We start from the raw sequence: 16,152 nt of genomic DNA, 5'->3' as shown, positions 1-16,152 counted from the left end.
ACGCACCGTGGCCGACCGACTGATCATCCGTGGCGCGCGCGAGCACAACCTGCGTGACGTCAGTCTCGACCTGCCCCGGGACGCCCTGATCGTCTTCACCGGGCTCTCCGGTTCGGGCAAGTCGAGCCTGGCGTTCGACACCATCTTCGCCGAGGGGCAGCGCCGCTACGTCGAGTCGCTGTCGTCGTACGCCCGGCAGTTCCTCGGCCAGATGGACAAGCCCGACGTCGACTTCATCGAGGGCCTCAGTCCCGCCGTCTCCATCGACCAGAAGTCCACCTCGCGCAACCCCCGCTCCACCGTCGGCACCATCACCGAGGTCTACGACTACCTCCGCCTGCTGTTCGCCCGCATCGGCGAGCCGCACTGCCCGATCTGCGGCGAGCGGATCTCCAAGCAGAGCCCGCAGCAGATCGTCGACCGGGTCCTGGCCATGGCCGAGGGCACCCGGTTCATGGTGCTCGCGCCGGTGGTGCGCGGCCGGAAGGGCGAGTACGTCGACCTGTTCGCCGAGCTCCAGGCCAAGGGCTACGCCCGGGCCCGGGTCGACGGCGTGGTGCACCCGCTGACCGAGCCGCCGAAGCTCAAGAAGCAGGAGAAGCACACCATCGAGGTGGTGATCGACCGGCTCAGCGTCAAGCCCAGCGCCAAGCAGCGGCTGACCGACTCGGTCGAGGCCGCGCTCGGTCTCTCCGGCGGCCTGGTGCTGCTCGACTTCGTCGACCTGCCGGAGGACGACCCGGCCCGGGAACGCCGCTACTCCGAGCACCTGGCCTGCCCGAACGACCACCCGCTCGCGATCGAGGACCTGGAACCCCGGGTCTTCTCCTTCAACGCCCCGTACGGCGCCTGCCCGGAGTGCACCGGCCTCGGCACCAAGAAGGAGGTCGACCCGGAGCTGGTCATCCCCGACCCGGAGCGCACGCTGCGCGAGGGTGCGATCCAGCCCTGGGCCACCGGGCACAACCTCGAATACTTCCTGCGGCTGCTGGAGGCGCTCGGCGAGGCCGAGCACTTCGACATCGACACCCCGTGGCGGGCGCTGCCGTCGCGGGCGCAGAAGACGATCCTGCACGGCTCCGACGACCAGGTGCACGTGCGCTACCGCAACAAGTACGGCCGCGAGCGCTCCTACTACACCGGCTTCGAGGGTGTGGTGCAGTGGATCGAGCGTCGGCACACCGACACCGAGTCGGAGTGGTCCCGGGACAAGTACGAGGGTTACATGCGGGACGTGCCCTGCGCGGCCTGCGGCGGCACCCGGCTCAAGCCGGAGGTGCTCGCGGTCACCCTGGCCGGCAAGAGCATCGCCGAGGTCTGCAACCTCTCCGTCGGCGAGGCGGCCGACCTGCTCGCCGGCATCGAGCTGACCGACCGGCAGAAGATGATCGCCGAGCGCGTGCTCAAGGAGATCAACGCCCGGCTGAAGTTCCTGCTCGACGTCGGTCTGGACTACCTCTCGCTGGACCGCCCGGCCGGCACGCTCTCCGGCGGTGAGGCCCAGCGCATCCGGCTGGCCACCCAGATCGGCTCCGGCCTGGTCGGCGTGCTCTACGTGCTCGACGAGCCGTCGATCGGCTTGCACCAGCGCGACAACCACCGGCTCATCGAGACGCTGCTGCGGCTGCGCGGCCTGGGCAACACGCTGATCGTGGTCGAGCACGACGAGGACACCATCCGGGTGGCGGACTGGATCGTCGACATCGGCCCGGGCGCGGGCGAGCACGGCGGCAAGATCGTGCACAGCGGGTCGGTGCCGGCGCTGCTCGACAACACCGAGTCGGTCACCGGGGCGTACCTGGCCGGGCGCAAGGCCATCCCGACGCCGGCCGGCCGCCGGCCGCAGACCCCGGGCCGCGAACTGGTGGTGCACGGCGCGCGCGAGCACAACCTGCGCAACCTCACCGTGAGCTTCCCGCTGGGCCAGCTCATCGCGGTCACCGGCGTCAGCGGCTCGGGCAAGTCGACGCTCGTCAACGACATCCTCTACACGGTGCTCGCCAACCAGATCAACGGTGCCCGGCTGGTGCCCGGCCGGCACACTCGGATCACCGGCCTGGAGAACGTGGACAAGGTCGTCGGCGTGGACCAGTCGCCGATCGGGCGGACGCCGCGCTCCAACCCGGCCACCTACACCGGCGTCTGGGACCACATCCGCAAGCTGTTCGCCGAGACCACCGAGGCCAAGGTCCGGGGGTACGGCCCGGGTCGGTTCTCGTTCAACGTCAAGGGCGGGCGCTGCGAGGCGTGCTCCGGCGACGGCACGATCAAGATCGAGATGAACTTCCTGCCGGACGTCTACGTCCCCTGCGAGGTGTGCAAGGGCGCGCGCTACAACCGCGAGACGCTCGAGGTGCACTACAAGGGCAAGACGGTCGCCGAGGTGCTGGACATGCCGATCGAGGAGGCGGCCGAGTTCTTCTCCGCCATCCCGGCCATCCACCGGCACCTCCGGACGCTCGTCGACGTCGGCCTCGGCTACGTCCGCCTCGGCCAGCCCGCGCCGACGCTGTCCGGCGGCGAGGCGCAGCGCGTCAAGCTCGCCTCCGAACTCCAGAAGCGCTCCACCGGCCGCACCGTCTACGTGCTCGACGAGCCCACCACCGGCCTGCACTTCGAGGACATCCGCAAGCTGCTGATGGTGCTGGAGGGCCTGGTCGACAAGGGCAACACGGTCATCACCATCGAGCACAACCTCGACGTGATCAAGACGGCCGACTGGCTCATCGACATGGGCCCGGAGGGCGGTCACCGGGGCGGCACCGTCATCGCCACCGGCACGCCGGAGGAGGTCGCCGAGGTGCCGGAGAGCCACACCGGGCAGTTCCTGCGGCCGATCCTCAAGCTCGACGGCGAGGCCAAGGGCGCCAAGGCGGCCACCACCCGGGCGGCGAAGGCCAACGGCAGCGCCAAGTCGCGGACCCGCAAGGTCCCCGCCGGGGCACGCTGACCGGCGTCCTTCAACGCGGCTCCCGGTTCGTTGACGCGTCAATATGAACCGTGCCGCAAGCTGGTGCGTGTTCCGCAGTAAGCCGAGAGAGAGGCCGGACATGAGTGATGATCAGGCGCTGACCCGACCGTTCACCCAGAGCCGCCGCAGTCTGCTCGCCGGAGCCGGCGCGGTGGGCGCAGCCGTGGTGCTCGCGGGCTGCGGCAGTGACGACGACGCGTCCCCCGGGGCGGCCCCGACCAGCGGCGGCCCGCCCGGCGCCACCGCGACCGGCGACGCGGGCGGCGGCGACCGGGACGGCAGCAGCGCGCTGGCGCGCACCTCGGACATTCCGGTCGGCGGCGGCGCCGTCTTCGCCAGCCAGGGTGTGGTGATCACCCAGCCCGAGGCCGGCCAGTTCAAGGCGTTCGACCCGATCTGCACGCACCAGCGCTGCCCGGTGTCGAACGTCGACGGCGGCACGATCAACTGCACCTGCCACAACAGCCGGTTCTCGATCGTCGACGGCTCGGTGAAGGGTGGCCCGGCCACCAAGCCGCTCGCGGCGAAGGAGATCAAGGTCGACGGCGACCAGATCAAGCTGGCCTGACCCGTTCCGCGCCCCCGTCGGCACGCCGTCGGCGGGGGCGCGGCGACGGTCGCGTGTCAGGGGTGCGGACTAGGCTTGACGCCGTGGCTGACCCCTCGACCTACCGTCCCGCGCCCGGCACCATCCCGGAGTCGCCAGGGGTCTACCGCTTCCGCGACGGCACCGGCCGGGTGATCTACGTCGGCAAGGCGCGCAACCTGCGCAGCCGGCTCAACTCCTACTTCGCCGACCCGGTCGGCCTGCACCAGCGCACCCGGCAGATGGTGTTCACCGCCGAGTCGGTCGACTGGATCACCGTCGCCACCGAGGTCGAGGCGCTCCAGCAGGAATACACCTGGATCAAGCAGTACGACCCCCGGTTCAACGTCCGCTACCGCGACGACAAGTCCTACCCCTATCTCGCGGTCACGCTCGACGAGGAATACCCGCGGTTGCAGGTGATGCGCGGGGTGAAGCGCAAGGGCGTGCGCTACTTCGGGCCGTACTCGCACGCCTGGGCGATCCGCGAGACGCTCGACCTGCTGCTGCGGGTCTTCCCGGCGCGGACCTGTTCGTCCGGGGTGTTCAAGCGGGCCGGCCAGGTCGGCCGGCCCTGCCTGCTCGGCTACATCGGCAAGTGCTCGGCGCCGTGCGTCGGCAGCGTCACCGCCGAACAGCACCGGGAGATCGTGGACGGCTTCTGCGACTTCATGGCCGGCCGCACCGACAGCATGGTCCGGCGGCTGGAGAAGGAGATGCTCGACGCCAGCGAGCAGCTGGAGTTCGAGCGGGCCGCCCGGCTGCGCGACGACGTCGCGGCGCTGCGCCGGGCGATGGAGAAGCAGACGGTGGTGCTCGGCGACGGCACCGACGCCGACGTGGTCGCGTTCGCCGACGACCCGCTCGAAGCCGCCGTGCAGGTCTTCCACGTGCGCGGCGGCCGGGTGCGCGGCCAGCGCGGCTGGGTGGTGGAGAAGACCGAGGAACTGACCACCGGTGACCTCGTGCACCACTTCTGCACCCAGGTGTACGGCGGCGAGCAGGGCGAGGCCGATGTGCCCCGCGAGCTGCTCGTGCCCGAGTTGCCGGGCGACGCCGAGGCGCTCGCCGACTGGCTCACCGCCCGCCGGGGCAGCCGGGTGTCGCTGCGGGTGCCGCAGCGCGGCGACAAGCGGTCGCTGCTGGAGACCGTCGAGCGCAACGCCAAGGACGCGCTGGCCCGGCACAAGCTCAAGCGGGCCGGTGACCTGACCACCCGCAGTCAGGCGCTCGACGAGATCGCCGACGCGCTCGCCATGAACACCTCACCGCTGCGCATCGAGTGCTTCGACGTGTCCCAGATCCAGGGCACCGACGTGGTCGCCAGCATGGTCGTGTTCGAGGACGGGCTGCCTCGCAAGAGCGAATACCGCCGGTTCATCGTGCGCGGCGCCACCGACGACCTGTCGGCCATGTCCGAGGTGCTGCGGCGGCGCTTCGCCCGCTACCTCGACGCCCGCGCCGAGACCGGTGAGCTGGGCGAGGAGACCGCCTCCGACCCCGACCGGCCGGGCATCGACCCGACCACCGGGCGGCCGCGCAAGTTCGCGTACCCGCCGCAGCTCGTCGTGGTCGACGGCGGCCCGCCCCAGGTCGCCGCCGCCGCGAAGGCGCTCGCCGAACTGGGCATCGACGACGTGGCGTTGTGCGGGCTGGCCAAGCGGCTGGAGGAGGTCTGGCTGCCCGACGACGAGTTCCCGGTGATCCTGCCGCGCACCTCCGAGGCGCTCTACCTGCTGCAGCGGGTCCGCGACGAGGCGCACCGGTTCGCCATCACGTTCCACAGGCAGCGGCGTTCCAAGCGGATGACCGAATCCGCGCTTGACAACATCCCCGGCCTCGGCGACGTACGCCGCAAGGCGCTGCTGCGGCACTTCGGCTCGTTGAAGCGGCTGTCGTCCGCCACCGTGGAGGAGATCACCGAGGTGCCCGGGGTGGGCAGGCGTACGGCCGAGGCGATCCTGGCCGCACTGGACGGCTCCCCAGCCGACGCCCCCACGGCCGCCCCCCGTTCCTGACCCTTCTCTTGCTCGCGCCTGCCGTCGTAGGCCCCGGCCGGTGTCCAGCGTGCGTCAACAAACGCCCGTTGTCCGGTCCGCCGGCCCGCCACCGCCGTCGCTGCCGTGGGTGGAACGCCGTGGGTGTCTCCGCCCGCCTTTGACACCTACGCCGTTCCAGCCACGCCTGTTCCTGATGGGCGAAACCGCCATCCCGTCCCCTGATCTTGCAGTTGGTGCCCAACAAGTGCCCGATTTGCCGCCCGGCGCGTCCTGGGACCGGTGTCCGGTTTGCCCGGGTGGGCGCGTTGTGGTCGGCGCCATGCTCACGGCGGAATCCGGGGTGGGGTGCAGGCGTTGTACATGGCTGACCGCCCAGGCACCAGGTCGAGCGCCGGACACCGGTCCGCCGAGGCGCCCGGATTGGTCAGGGAATCGGTCCGGCCCGGTCGTCGTTACATCCCCGAGCGACGGGCACCGCCGTCCCGGAATGACCCCGGCCCGGTGGTCGTTACATCCCCGAGCCGCGCAGAGCAGGCCCCTCCGGGCCGCCCGCGTGCCGCCCGTCCGACGGGCACCCCTCAAGACTTTCCCCCTTCGCGGCACCCCCTGCCGCGCTTATCCCCCACTTCAGGGAGGCAACCATCATGGCTACCACTCTGCTGCGTAAGACCGTTCTGACCGCTGCCGGTATCGCCGCCACCACCGGAGGCATCGCCGGCCCCGCGATCGCCGCCCACGCCGCCCCGGCCGAGCGCACCGCTCAGATCACCACCGACCGTAAGGGCCACGGCGAGCGGGAACTCGACGTCCGCTACGAGGCGCAGCCCAACTTCTACTTCTGCGGCCCCGCCGCCGCCCGCAACGCCCTGTCCGTACAGGGCAAGAACATCGACGTGCACGCCATGGCCCGCGAGATGGGCACCACCGAGGCCGGCACCAACTCCATCAACGACATCACCCCGGTGCTGAACAAGGAGACCGGCGCGAAGGACGCCTACAAGTCGGTCGAGATCAGCACCCCCAAGGCCGACGACAAGCAGACCGACAAGCTTCGCGCTGACGTGGTCAAGACCGTCGACGCCGGCCGGGCCGTGGTCGCCAACATCGCCGGCACCGCCACCGACACCGACGGCAACACCCACTCCTTCGAGGGCGGCCACTACATCAGCGTCATCGGCTACCGCGACGACGGCAAGACCGTCACCATCGCCGACAGCGCCGACCCGAACACCGCCACCTACCGCATGAGCATCGACAACCTCGCCGACTGGATCGCCACCCGCGGCTACAGCACCAGCTGACCAACCGCCGCACCAACGGCTGCAGAGCAAGAGCAAGACGCACGCGAAAGGGCCCGACCCCCACCACGGGGGCCGGGCCCTTTTCGCGTGCGTCAGGACTCGGCGAGCACGGCCAGGATCGCCTCGCCGTACTTGGCGAGCTTGTTCTCGCCGACCCCGTTGACCCGGGACAGCTCGGCCAGCGAGGCGGGCGGCTCGGCGGCGATCTGCCGCAGGGTCGCGTCGTGGAAGATGACGTACGCCGGGACGCCCTGCTCCTTGGCGGTGGCCGCGCGCCACGCGCGGAGCCGCTCGAAGACGGGCGCGGCGGCGGGGGACAGGTCGGCGACCACTGTGGCGGCGCCCCGGGGTTTGGCGGACCGGCCGCCCGCCGGACGTTCCGGCTCCTTGCGCAGGGTGACGGTACGGCGGCGGCCGAGCACGTCCGCGCTCGCGTCGGTCAGTGCCAGCGTGCCGTAGTCGCCCTCGACGGCGAGCAGGCCCTCGGCGAGCAGTTGCCGCACCACGCCACGCCACTCCGCCTCGCGCAGCTCGGTGCCGATGCCGAAGGTGCTGAGCGCGTCGTGGCCGTGCTGATCGATCTTGTCGGTGTGCTTGCCGAGCAGGATGTCGATGCTGTGCCCGGCACCGAACCGCTGGTTGCGTTCGCGGTCGAGCCGGTAGACGGTGGACAGCAGCTTCTGCGCGGCGACGGTACCGTCCCAGGACTCCGGCGGTTCGAGGCAGGTGTCGCAGTTGCCGCAGTCGGCCACCTCGGTCTCGCCGAAGTATTCGAGCAGCTGGGAACGGCGGCAGCGGACCGTCTCACAGAGCGCCAGCATGGCGTCCAGGTGGGCGGCGAGGTTACGCCGGTGCGCCAGGTCGCCCTCGGACGTCTCGATCATCTTGCGTTGCTGCACGACGTCCTGGAGCCCGTACGCCAGCCAGGCCGTGGACGGCAGCCCGTCGCGCCCGGCGCGGCCGGTCTCCTGGTAGTAGCCCTCCACCGACTTCGGCAGGTCCAGGTGGGCGACGAAGCGTACGTCGGGCTTGTCGATGCCCATGCCGAACGCGATGGTGGCGACCATGACCAGGCCGTCCTCGCGCAGGAACCGCTGCTGGTTGGCGGCGCGGGTCGAGGCGTCCAGCCCGGCGTGGTACGGCAGCGCGGGGATGCCGTTGGCGACCAGGAACTCGGCGGTCTTCTCCACCGAGGCGCGGGACAGGCAGTAGACGATGCCGGCGTCGCCGGGGTGCTCGTCACGCAGCAGGCTCAGCAACTGCTTGCGTGGTTCCCGTTTGGGGACGATGCGGTACTGGATGTTGGGCCGGTCGAAGCTGGCCACGAAGTGCCGGGCCTCGGTGAGCCGCAGCCGGGTGGCGATCTCGGTGCGGGTCGCCCGCGTCGCGGTGGCGGTCAGCGCGATTCTCGGTACGTCCGGCCAGCGCTCGTGCAGCATCGACAGGTTGAGGTAGTCGGGGCGGAAGTCGTGCCCCCACTGCGACACGCAGTGCGCCTCGTCGATCGCGAACAGCGCGATCCGGCCGCGTTCCAACAGGCCGAGCGTGGATCGCACGGCCAGCCCTTCCGGGGCGAGGTAGAGCAGGTCCAGCTCACCGGCGAGGTAGGCCGCCTCGACCCGGCGCCGCTGCGCGGGATCCTGGGTCGAGTTGAGGAACCCGGCCCGGACGCCGACCGCGGTGAGCGTGTCGACCTGGTCCTGCATGAGCGCGATGAGCGGCGAGACGACCACCGCCACGCCGTCGCGGACCAGCGCGGGGATCTGGTAGCACAGCGACTTGCCGCCACCGGTGGGCATCAGCACCAGCGCGTCGCCGCCGGCCACCACGTGTTCGACGACCTCCTGCTGGAAGCCGCGGAAGGCGTCGTACCCGAAGACCCGCCGCAACACGTCGAGCGCGTCGCCGGTCGGTGGGGAGCCGGCCGGTGCGGAGGTGGTCCGCTCATCGGTGGGGGAGACCATCCGCGCAGTCTACGAGCGTCCCCCGACAGCGCCCGTCCGGCGAGCCGTTCCGGGGGCGGCGACATGTTCCGGTGGTCACCCCGTGGAATCCCGGGCCGGGTCGCAGCCGTTAGAGTCGCTGATTGACCATGCGCGGCCGACCGGCCGCGGCGCCACGGCTGGGGGTAGCGGGTGAGCGAGGCGCGTACAGCGGGTGACCTGGGGCGGACCGAGGGGGAGACGGCGCCGGCCGAGTCGGACACCTCCCTGGTGGTGGTGACCGGCCTGTCCGGCGGCGGGCGCAGCACTGTGGCGCGGGCGCTGGAGAACGTCGGCTACTACGTGGTCGACAACCTGCCGCAGGCGCTGCTGCTGGACATGGCCGAGCTGGCGTTCAAGGCCGGCGGCGCGGCCCGGCGTACGGCGATGGTGCTGGACGTGCGCTCGCGCGCGTTCTCCACCGACCTGGCCGGGGCGATCCGCGAGCTGCGCGAGCGCGGTTTCCAGCCCCGGGTGGTATTCGTCGACGCCGACGACGAGGTGCTGATCCGCCGGTTCGAGAGCGTGCGCCGCTCGCACCCGTTGCAGGGCGACGGGCGGCTGGCCGACGGCATCGCGGTCGAGCGGACGCTGCTGGAGGAGGCCCGCGAGCAGGCCGACGTGATCATCGACACCAGCCACCTGAACGTGAACCAGCTGCGTCGCCGGGTCGAGGAGCTGTTCGGCGGTGAGGACGCCCGCCGGCTGCGGATCACCGTGATCTCGTTCGGCTTCAAGTACGGCCTGCCGCCGGACGCCGACTTCGTGATGGACGCCCGGTTCCTGCCGAACCCGTACTGGGTGCCGGAGCTGCGTGAGCACACCGGCCGGGAGGAGGCGGTGAGCGCGTACGTGCTGGGCCAGGAGGGCGCCGACGCGTTCGTGGCCGGCTACGCCGACCTGGTCAACGCCACCACCGCAGGGTTCGAGCGGGAGGGCAAGCGCTACCTGACCGTGGCGGTCGGCTGCACCGGCGGCAAGCACCGCAGCGTGGCCATCGCCGAGGAGCTGGCCTCCCGGCTGCGTCATTCCGGCATCGCCGCCAACGCCCAGCACCGGGACCTGGGGCGGGAGTGACCCCGACCAGGGTGGTCGCCTTCGGCGGCGGGCACGGGCTCTCGGCGTCGCTGCGGGCGCTGCGTCACTGCGTACCCGAACTGGACCTGGACATCACCGCGGTGGTCACCGTCGGTGACGACGGCGGCTCCAGCGGCCGCCTGCGCGCCGAGCGCGGCGGCCTGCCACCGGGTGACCTGCGGCAGGCGCTCGTCGCGTTGGCCGGTGACCATCCGGCCACCCGGCGCAGCGCGGCGCTGTTCCAGCACCGCTTCGCCGCCGCCGTGCCGCCGGCGCCGACGATCGCCGCGCCGGTACCTGTCGCGGTGGGCGACTCGCTCGCCGGCCACGCGGTCGGCAACCTGCTCCTGCACGGGCTCACCGAACTGCTCGGCGACCCGGTGGCGGCGCTCGACCACGCCGGGGCGATGCTCGGCGCGGTGGGGCGGGTGCTGCCGATGTCCCGCCAGCCGGTGGGGATCGAGGCCCGGGTCCGCGGCGCCGACCCGGAGCACCCGGACGAGGTGTCCACGGTGCGCGGCCAGCACCAGGTCGCGGTCACCCCGGGCACCGTCGAGTCGCTGCGGCTCAGCCCGTCCGCGCCGGCCGCGTGCGCCGAGGCGGTGACAGCGGTACGCGCGGCGGACTGGCTGATCTTCGGACCTGGTAGCTGGTACACGAGCGTGCTGCCGCACCTGCTGGTGCCGGGGCTTGCGGACGCGATCGTGTCCAGCCCGGCGCGGCGGCTGGTGACGCTCAACCTGGTGGCCGAGAAGGAGACCTCGGGGCTCTCCCTGCCCGACCATCTGGACACCCTGCGGCGCTATCTGCCCGAGCTGAAGGTGGACCGGGTGCTCGCCGACTCCACGGCGGTGGGTGATCCCGCGGCGGTCGAACGTGCGGCAGAATCGCTTGGTGCCCGGCTGGTCCTCGCTCCCGTCGCCGTCCTCGACGGCACGCCCCGTCATGATCCAGCCGCACTGGGCGCCGCGCTGGTGCCTGTCCTGCGCGCCGATCGTTAGACACGTACGTAATCACCGGCGACACGCCGGAACCGGTCCGTGAGGGGGCGCACTATGGCGATGACGGCTGCGGTCAAGGACGAGCTGAGTCGGGTCGACGTGCCCAAGCCCTGCTGTCGGCGGGCGGAGATGGCCGCCCTGCTGCGTTTCGCCGGCGGCCTGCACATCGTGTCGGGCCGCGTCGTGGTCGAGGCGGAGCTGGACACCGGCGCGGTCGCGCGCCGGCTGCGGCGGGAGATCGCCGAGGTGTACGGCTACCCGAGCGAGATCCACGTGCTCGCCTCCGGCGGGCTGCGCAAGGGCAGCCACTTCATCGTGCGGGTGGTCAAGGACGGCGAGGCGCTCGCCCGGCAGACCGGCCTGCTCGACGTGCGGGGCCGCCCGGTGCGCGGCCTGCCGCCGCATGTGGTGGCCGCGAACGTCTGCTGTGCCGTGTCGGCGTGGCGGGGCGCGTTCATGGCGCACGGCTCGCTCACCGAGCCGGGCCGTTCCAGCGCGCTGGAGATCACCTGCCCCGGCCCGGAGTCGGCGCTGGCGCTCGTCGGCGCCGCCCGCCGGATCGGTATCACCGCCAAGAACCGCGAGGTGCGCGGCGTGGACCGGGTGGTGGTCAAGGACGGTGACGCGATCGCCGCGCTGCTCACCCGCATAGGCGCGCACTCCAGCGTGCTGGCCTGGGAGGAGCGGAGGGTACGCCGGGAGGTGCGCGCCACCGCGAACCGGCTGGCCAACTTCGACGACGCCAACCTGCGCCGTTCCGCCCGTGCCGCGGTGGCCGCCGCCGCCCGGGTGACCCGCGCGCTGGAGATCCTCGCCGACGACGCGCCGAACCATCTGACCTCGGCCGGGCGGCTGCGCCTGGAGCACCGTCAGGCCTCGCTGGAGGAACTGGGCGCGCTCGCCGAGCCGCCGCTGACCAAGGACGCCATCGCCGGCCGGATCCGCCGGCTGCTCGCGCTGGCCGACAAGCGTGCCCGTGACCTGGGCATCCCGGATACGGAAGCGGCAGTCACGCCGGACATGCTCGTGGTCTGATAGGACTCGGGCGGCAGCGCACCGCGTGCGGGATCACCACCCGCCGCAGCGCGACGCCGCGCGCTCGGATATGGTCGCTGCGTACGGCAAGGGGGCCGGAACAGGCGCTCCTCGCCGTGCTCACCGCCTCGGGCGGTCAGGTCTCCGTGACCGCGGCGGGGTGGCCGAGATGACATGTCGACGGCCGGCTCCAACGGTCGGCGCACACACCTCCGCCGGCCCCGGTCTGGCGCCGGCGGACCAGAACGCGAGGAGATGGGACCTGTGACCATCCGGGTTGGCATCAACGGCTTCGGCCGGATCGGCCGCAACTTCTTCCGGGCAGTGCTGGCGTCCGGCGTTGACATCGAGGTCGTGGCGGTCAACGACCTGACCGACAACGCGACGCTCGCCCACCTTGTCAAGTACGACAGCATCCTGGGCCGCCTCCCGCACGAGGTGAAGGCCACCGCCGACGAGATCACCGTGGGCGGCAAGACCATCAAGGCGTACGCCGAGAAGGACCCGGCGAAGCTGCCGTGGGGCGAGGTCGGCGCCGACGTGGTCATCGAGTCCACCGGCTTCTTCACCGACGGCACCAAGGCGAAGGCGCACCTCGACGGCGGGGCCAAGAAGGTCATCATCTCCGCGCCGGCGAAGAACGAGGACGTCACCGTGGTCATGGGCGTCAACCAGGACCAGTACGACCCGGCCAAGCACAACATCATCTCGAACGCCTCCTGCACCACCAACTGCCTCGCGCCGATGGCGAAGGTCCTGCAGGACACGTTCGGCATCAAGCAGGGTCTGATGACCACCATCCACGCGTACACGCAGGACCAGAACCTGCAGGACGCGCCGCACAAGGACCTGCGCCGGGCCCGGGCCGCCGCGCTCAACATCGTGCCGACCTCGACCGGTGCCGCGAAGGCGATCGGCCTGGTGCTGCCGGAGCTCAAGGGCAAGCTGGACGGCTACGCGCTGCGTGTGCCGATCCCGACCGGCTCGGCCACCGACCTGACCGTGGAGGTCGGCCGGGAGACCACTGTGGACGAGGTCAACGCCGCGCTCAAGGCCGCCGCCGAGGGCCCGCTGCGGGGCATCCTCACCTACAACGAGGACCCGATCGTCTCCGCCGACATCGTGACCGACCCGGCGTCGTGCATCTTCGACGCGCCGCTGACCAAGGTGATCGGCAACCAGGTCAAGGTCGTCGGCTGGTACGACAACGAGTGGGGCTACTCGAACCGCCTCGTCGACCTGGTCAAGCTGGTGGGTCAGTCCCTGTGAGTGCGAGGAGCGAGCTTGCGAGCCCCGCAGTCACGAACGGAGGGCTAGCTCTGTGAGCATCCGCAACCTCGACGACCTGCTCGCCGAGGGGGTGTCGGGTCGGCGCGTGCTGGTGCGCGCCGACCTGAACGTCCCGCTCGACAAGCAGACCGGGGACATCACGGACGACGGCCGGATCCGGGCCGTCCTGCCGACGCTGAGCGCGCTGGTGCAGGCCGGCGCGAAGGTGGTCGTCTGCTCGCACCTGGGCCGCCCGAAGGGCGCGCCGGACCCGCAGTTCAGCCTCCGCCCGGTCGCCGGGCGGCTCGGTGAGCTGCTCGGCGCCCCGGTGCACTTCGCCGAGGACACCGTCGGCGACTCGGCGCGGTCCACCGTGGCCGACCTCGCCGACGGTCAGGTCGCGCTGCTGGAGAACCTGCGGTTCAACAAGGGCGAGACCAGCAAGGACGACGCGGAGCGTGGCGCGTTCGCCGACCAGCTCGCCGCGCTCGGTGACGCCTACGTGGACGACGCGTTCGGCGCGGTGCACCGCAAGCACGCCAGCGTGCACGACGTACCGGCCCGGCTGCCGCACTTCGCGGGCCGGCTGGTGCTGCGCGAGGTCGAGGTGCTCAGCCGCCTCACCGGCGAGCCGGAGCGGCCGTACGTGGTGGTGCTGGGCGGCTCGAAGGTCTCCGACAAGCTCGCAGTGATCGAGGCGCTGCTGCCGACCGTGGACCGGCTGCTCATCGGCGGCGGGATGTGCTTCACCTTCCTCAAGGCCCAGGGCCACGAGGTGGGCACGTCGCTGCTGGAGAAGGACATGGTCGAGACCTGCCGCAACCTGATGGAGCGCGCGCCGGGCAAGATCCTGCTCCCGGTCGACGTGGTGGTGGCCGACGCGTTCGCGCCTGATGCCGCGCACGACACCGTGCCCGCCGACGGCATCCCCAGCCACCGGCTGGGCCTGGACATCGGCCCGGAGACGGTGGCCGGCTTCGCCGCCGCGCTGTCGCAGGCGAAGACCGTCTTCTGGAACGGCCCGATGGGCGTGTTCGAGATGGCGGCGTTCGCCAACGGCACCCGGGGAGTGGCCGAGGCGATCACCAAGGCCGACGCGTTCAGCGTGGTCGGCGGCGGCGACTCGGCCGCGGCGGTGCGCGCGCTGGGCCTGGACGAGTCCTCCTTCGGGCACATCTCCACCGGTGGTGGCGCCTCCCTGGAATACCTGGAGGGCAAGACCCTCCCCGGCATCGCGGCCCTGGAGAACTGAATGGCGAGCACGACCCGCCGGCCGCTGATGGCCGGCAACTGGAAGATGAACCTGAACCACCTCGAGGCCAACCTGCTGGTGCAGAAGCTGGCCGCGAGCCTGAACGAGAAGCAGCTCACCGACGTCGAGTGCGTGGTACTGCCGCCCTTCACCGATCTGCGTACCGTGCAGACCGCGGTGGACGGCGACAAGCTGCTGATCGGCTACGGCGCGCAGGACCTGTCGCCGCACCCGTCCGGCGCGTACACCGGTGACATCGCCGGTCCGATGCTCGCCAAGCTGGGCTGCGGTTACGTGGTGGTCGGGCACTCCGAGCGGCGGCAGTACCACCACGAGGACGACGCGCTCGTCAACGCGAAGGTGTCGGCGGCGCTGGCGAACGGGCTCACCCCGATCCTCTGCATCGGTGAGGGCCTGGAGGTCCGGGAGCAGTCGGGTCAGGTGCGGCACTGCTGCGACCAGCTCGACGGCGCGCTGAAGGGGCTCACCGCCGAGCAGGTCACCAAGGTCGTCGTCGCGTACGAGCCGGTCTGGGCGATCGGCACCGGCAAGACGGCGACCCCGGACGACGCCCAGGAGGTCTGCGGCGCGGTGCGTAAGCGCATCGCCGAGACCTACGACGAGGGCACCGCCGAGCAGGTCCGGATCCTGTACGGCGGGTCGGTCAAGGCGTCGAACGTCGCCGCGATCATGGCGCAGCCGGACGTGGACGGGGCTCTGGTCGGGGGCGCCAGCCTGGACGCGGAGGAGTTCGCGCAGATCTGCCGGTTCCCGGAGCACATCACCCGCTGATCGCTCGCTATCCTTGACGCTGCCCGTCCACCGGTCGGTGCCGCAGTGCCCGACAGGTCCGGGCAGTGATCGCAACGAGAGGACTGACCCCCGCCATGCCGATCTGGTTCGCCTACACGATGATCACGTTGCTGGTCATCACGAGCGTCCTGCTCACCCTGCTGATCCTCCTGCACCGCGGTAAGGGCGGCGGGTTGTCGAGCATGTTCGGCGGCGGCGTCAGCTCCAGCCTGGCCGGTTCGTCGGTGGCCGAGAAGAACCTCGACCGCTACACCGTTCTGGTGGGAATCGTCTGGTTCGCGTGCATCGTCGGGCTCGGACTCTGGCTGCGGCTGCAGATGGCCAGCGGCACCTGAGTCGGCGCTGAGAAGCGTACAATCTGCGCGCGGTCCGTCACGGACCGCGCGCAGTTTTGTTTCTCCGCACGTCGTCCGTCGCCCACCCCCTCCGGCGGCGGTCCCCTCCGACGACAGGGAGCGAGCAACCGTGCCCAGCAACAACGTCATCCGCGGCACCCGGATCGGGTCCGCCCCCGAGCGGTTCGACCAGCGGGTGGAGCCCGCGCCGCGCCGCCCGGTCGTCTACTGGTGCCGCCACGGGCACCGGGTCGAGTTCCTGATCGCCGCCGAGGCGGAGACGCCCGCGACCTGGGAGTGCCCGCGCTGCGGCGAGCCGGCCGGCCCCGACCCGGGCGACCCGCCGGGCCGCCAGCGCGCCGAGCCCTACAAGACCCACCTGGCGTACGTGCAGGAGCGGCGCACGCCGGAGGAGGGGGAGGCGTTGCTCGCCGAGGCCCTCGACGCGCTGCGGCGGCGCCGCGGCCGCGCCTGAGCCGGCGAGTTGGCGTCGCCGATCGCCAGATCGGGGTGGTGGTCGTGTCGGGGTG

13 protein-coding genes are annotated in these 16,152 nt (G+C 71.5%); 12 read left to right on the top strand and 1 reads right to left on the bottom strand.

Annotation, left to right across the window (positions count from 1 at the left end):
- Positions 1–7 precede the first annotated feature (7 nt).
- From uvrA to IRY44_RS28080, 4 genes are all read left to right on the top strand, one after another.
- The gene (uvrA, locus tag IRY44_RS28095) at positions 8–2,950 is read left to right on the top strand and encodes an excinuclease ABC subunit UvrA (protein WP_194803184.1); all 2,943 of its coding nucleotides are present in this window, start codon (positions 8–10) and stop codon (positions 2,948–2,950) included.
- A 100-nt stretch (positions 2,951–3,050) separates the two neighbouring features.
- Complete coding sequence (locus tag IRY44_RS28090; protein ID WP_194803183.1) at positions 3,051–3,539, top strand: Rieske (2Fe-2S) protein; 489 nt, start codon at positions 3,051–3,053, stop codon at positions 3,537–3,539.
- Positions 3,540–3,622: 83 nt separating this feature from the next.
- Positions 3,623–5,575: an excinuclease ABC subunit UvrC gene (uvrC, locus tag IRY44_RS28085; protein ID WP_194803182.1), complete on the top strand. Its 1,953-nt coding sequence runs from the start codon at positions 3,623–3,625 to the stop codon at positions 5,573–5,575.
- A 626-nt stretch (positions 5,576–6,201) separates the two neighbouring features.
- The gene (locus tag IRY44_RS28080; RefSeq protein ID WP_194803181.1) at positions 6,202–6,858 is read left to right on the top strand and encodes a C39 family peptidase; all 657 of its coding nucleotides are present in this window, start codon (positions 6,202–6,204) and stop codon (positions 6,856–6,858) included.
- A gap of 92 nt (positions 6,859–6,950) precedes the next feature.
- On the opposite strand, the gene recQ is transcribed toward IRY44_RS28080, so the two are convergent.
- The gene (gene recQ / locus IRY44_RS28075) at positions 6,951–8,822 is read right to left on the bottom strand and encodes a DNA helicase RecQ (protein ID WP_194803180.1); all 1,872 of its coding nucleotides are present in this window, start codon (positions 8,820–8,822) and stop codon (positions 6,951–6,953) included.
- A 198-nt stretch (positions 8,823–9,020) separates the two neighbouring features.
- On the opposite strand from recQ, the gene rapZ reads away from it, so the two are divergent.
- The 8 genes from rapZ to IRY44_RS28035 all read left to right on the top strand — a co-directional run bounded on the left by rapZ (position 9,021) and on the right by IRY44_RS28035 (position 16,097).
- Entirely contained in the window at positions 9,021–9,917 is an 897-nt protein-coding gene (gene rapZ / locus IRY44_RS28070; RefSeq protein WP_135244018.1) for an RNase adapter RapZ, read from the top strand.
- Positions 9,914–10,918, top strand: a complete 1,005-nt coding sequence (yvcK, locus tag IRY44_RS28065) for a uridine diphosphate-N-acetylglucosamine-binding protein YvcK (RefSeq protein WP_135241181.1) — start codon at positions 9,914–9,916, stop codon at positions 10,916–10,918. Before rapZ ends, yvcK begins: the two co-directional genes overlap by 4 nt.
- Positions 10,919–10,972: 54 nt before the next feature.
- The gene (whiA, locus tag IRY44_RS28060; protein ID WP_018788213.1) at positions 10,973–11,953 is read left to right on the top strand and encodes a DNA-binding protein WhiA; all 981 of its coding nucleotides are present in this window, start codon (positions 10,973–10,975) and stop codon (positions 11,951–11,953) included.
- A 264-nt stretch (positions 11,954–12,217) separates the two neighbouring features.
- Positions 12,218–13,222 carry a type I glyceraldehyde-3-phosphate dehydrogenase gene (gap, locus tag IRY44_RS28055; protein ID WP_194803179.1) on the top strand — a complete coding sequence of 335 codons (1,005 nt, stop codon included), beginning with the start codon at positions 12,218–12,220 and terminating at the stop codon, positions 13,220–13,222.
- Between the two features lie 52 nt (positions 13,223–13,274).
- Positions 13,275–14,474 (top strand): phosphoglycerate kinase, encoded by a 1,200-nt coding sequence (gene pgk / locus IRY44_RS28050; protein ID WP_194803178.1) that lies wholly within the window; start codon positions 13,275–13,277, stop codon positions 14,472–14,474.
- Positions 14,475–15,266: a triose-phosphate isomerase gene (gene tpiA / locus IRY44_RS28045; protein WP_135241179.1), complete on the top strand. Its 792-nt coding sequence runs from the start codon at positions 14,475–14,477 to the stop codon at positions 15,264–15,266. It abuts the gene before it with no gap.
- A 95-nt stretch (positions 15,267–15,361) separates the two neighbouring features.
- Positions 15,362–15,622 carry a preprotein translocase subunit SecG gene (secG, locus tag IRY44_RS28040; RefSeq protein WP_091420428.1) on the top strand — a complete coding sequence of 87 codons (261 nt, stop codon included), beginning with the start codon at positions 15,362–15,364 and terminating at the stop codon, positions 15,620–15,622.
- A 130-nt stretch (positions 15,623–15,752) separates the two neighbouring features.
- The gene (locus IRY44_RS28035; protein ID WP_018788218.1) at positions 15,753–16,097 is read left to right on the top strand and encodes an RNA polymerase-binding protein RbpA; all 345 of its coding nucleotides are present in this window, start codon (positions 15,753–15,755) and stop codon (positions 16,095–16,097) included.
- The last annotated feature ends 55 nt before the right edge of the window (positions 16,098–16,152 follow it).

The sequence above is a fragment of the Micromonospora sp. ANENR4 genome (genome assembly GCF_015354395.1).
GTDB lineage: Bacteria > Actinomycetota > Actinomycetes > Mycobacteriales > Micromonosporaceae > Micromonospora > Micromonospora aurantiaca.
The sequence above is the reverse complement of the archived record's forward strand: the minus strand, read 5'-3'. Positions and strand labels throughout refer to the sequence as shown.

Bases quoted from the DNA above. Each gene is read 5' to 3' on its own strand.
- IRY44_RS28090 (WP_194803183.1), top strand. From the start codon at position 3,051: ATGAGTGATGATCAGGCGCTGACCCGACCGTTCACCCAGAGCCGCCGC.
- IRY44_RS28080 (WP_194803181.1), top strand. From the start codon at position 6,202: ATGGCTACCACTCTGCTGCGTAAGACCGTTCTGACCGCTGCCGGTATC.
- recQ (WP_194803180.1), bottom strand. From the start codon at position 8,822: ATGGTCTCCCCCACCGATGAGCGGACCACCTCCGCACCGGCCGGCTCC.
- whiA (WP_018788213.1), top strand. From the start codon at position 10,973: ATGGCGATGACGGCTGCGGTCAAGGACGAGCTGAGTCGGGTCGACGTG.
- tpiA (WP_135241179.1), top strand. From the start codon at position 14,475: ATGGCGAGCACGACCCGCCGGCCGCTGATGGCCGGCAACTGGAAGATG.
- secG (WP_091420428.1), top strand. From the start codon at position 15,362: ATGCCGATCTGGTTCGCCTACACGATGATCACGTTGCTGGTCATCACG.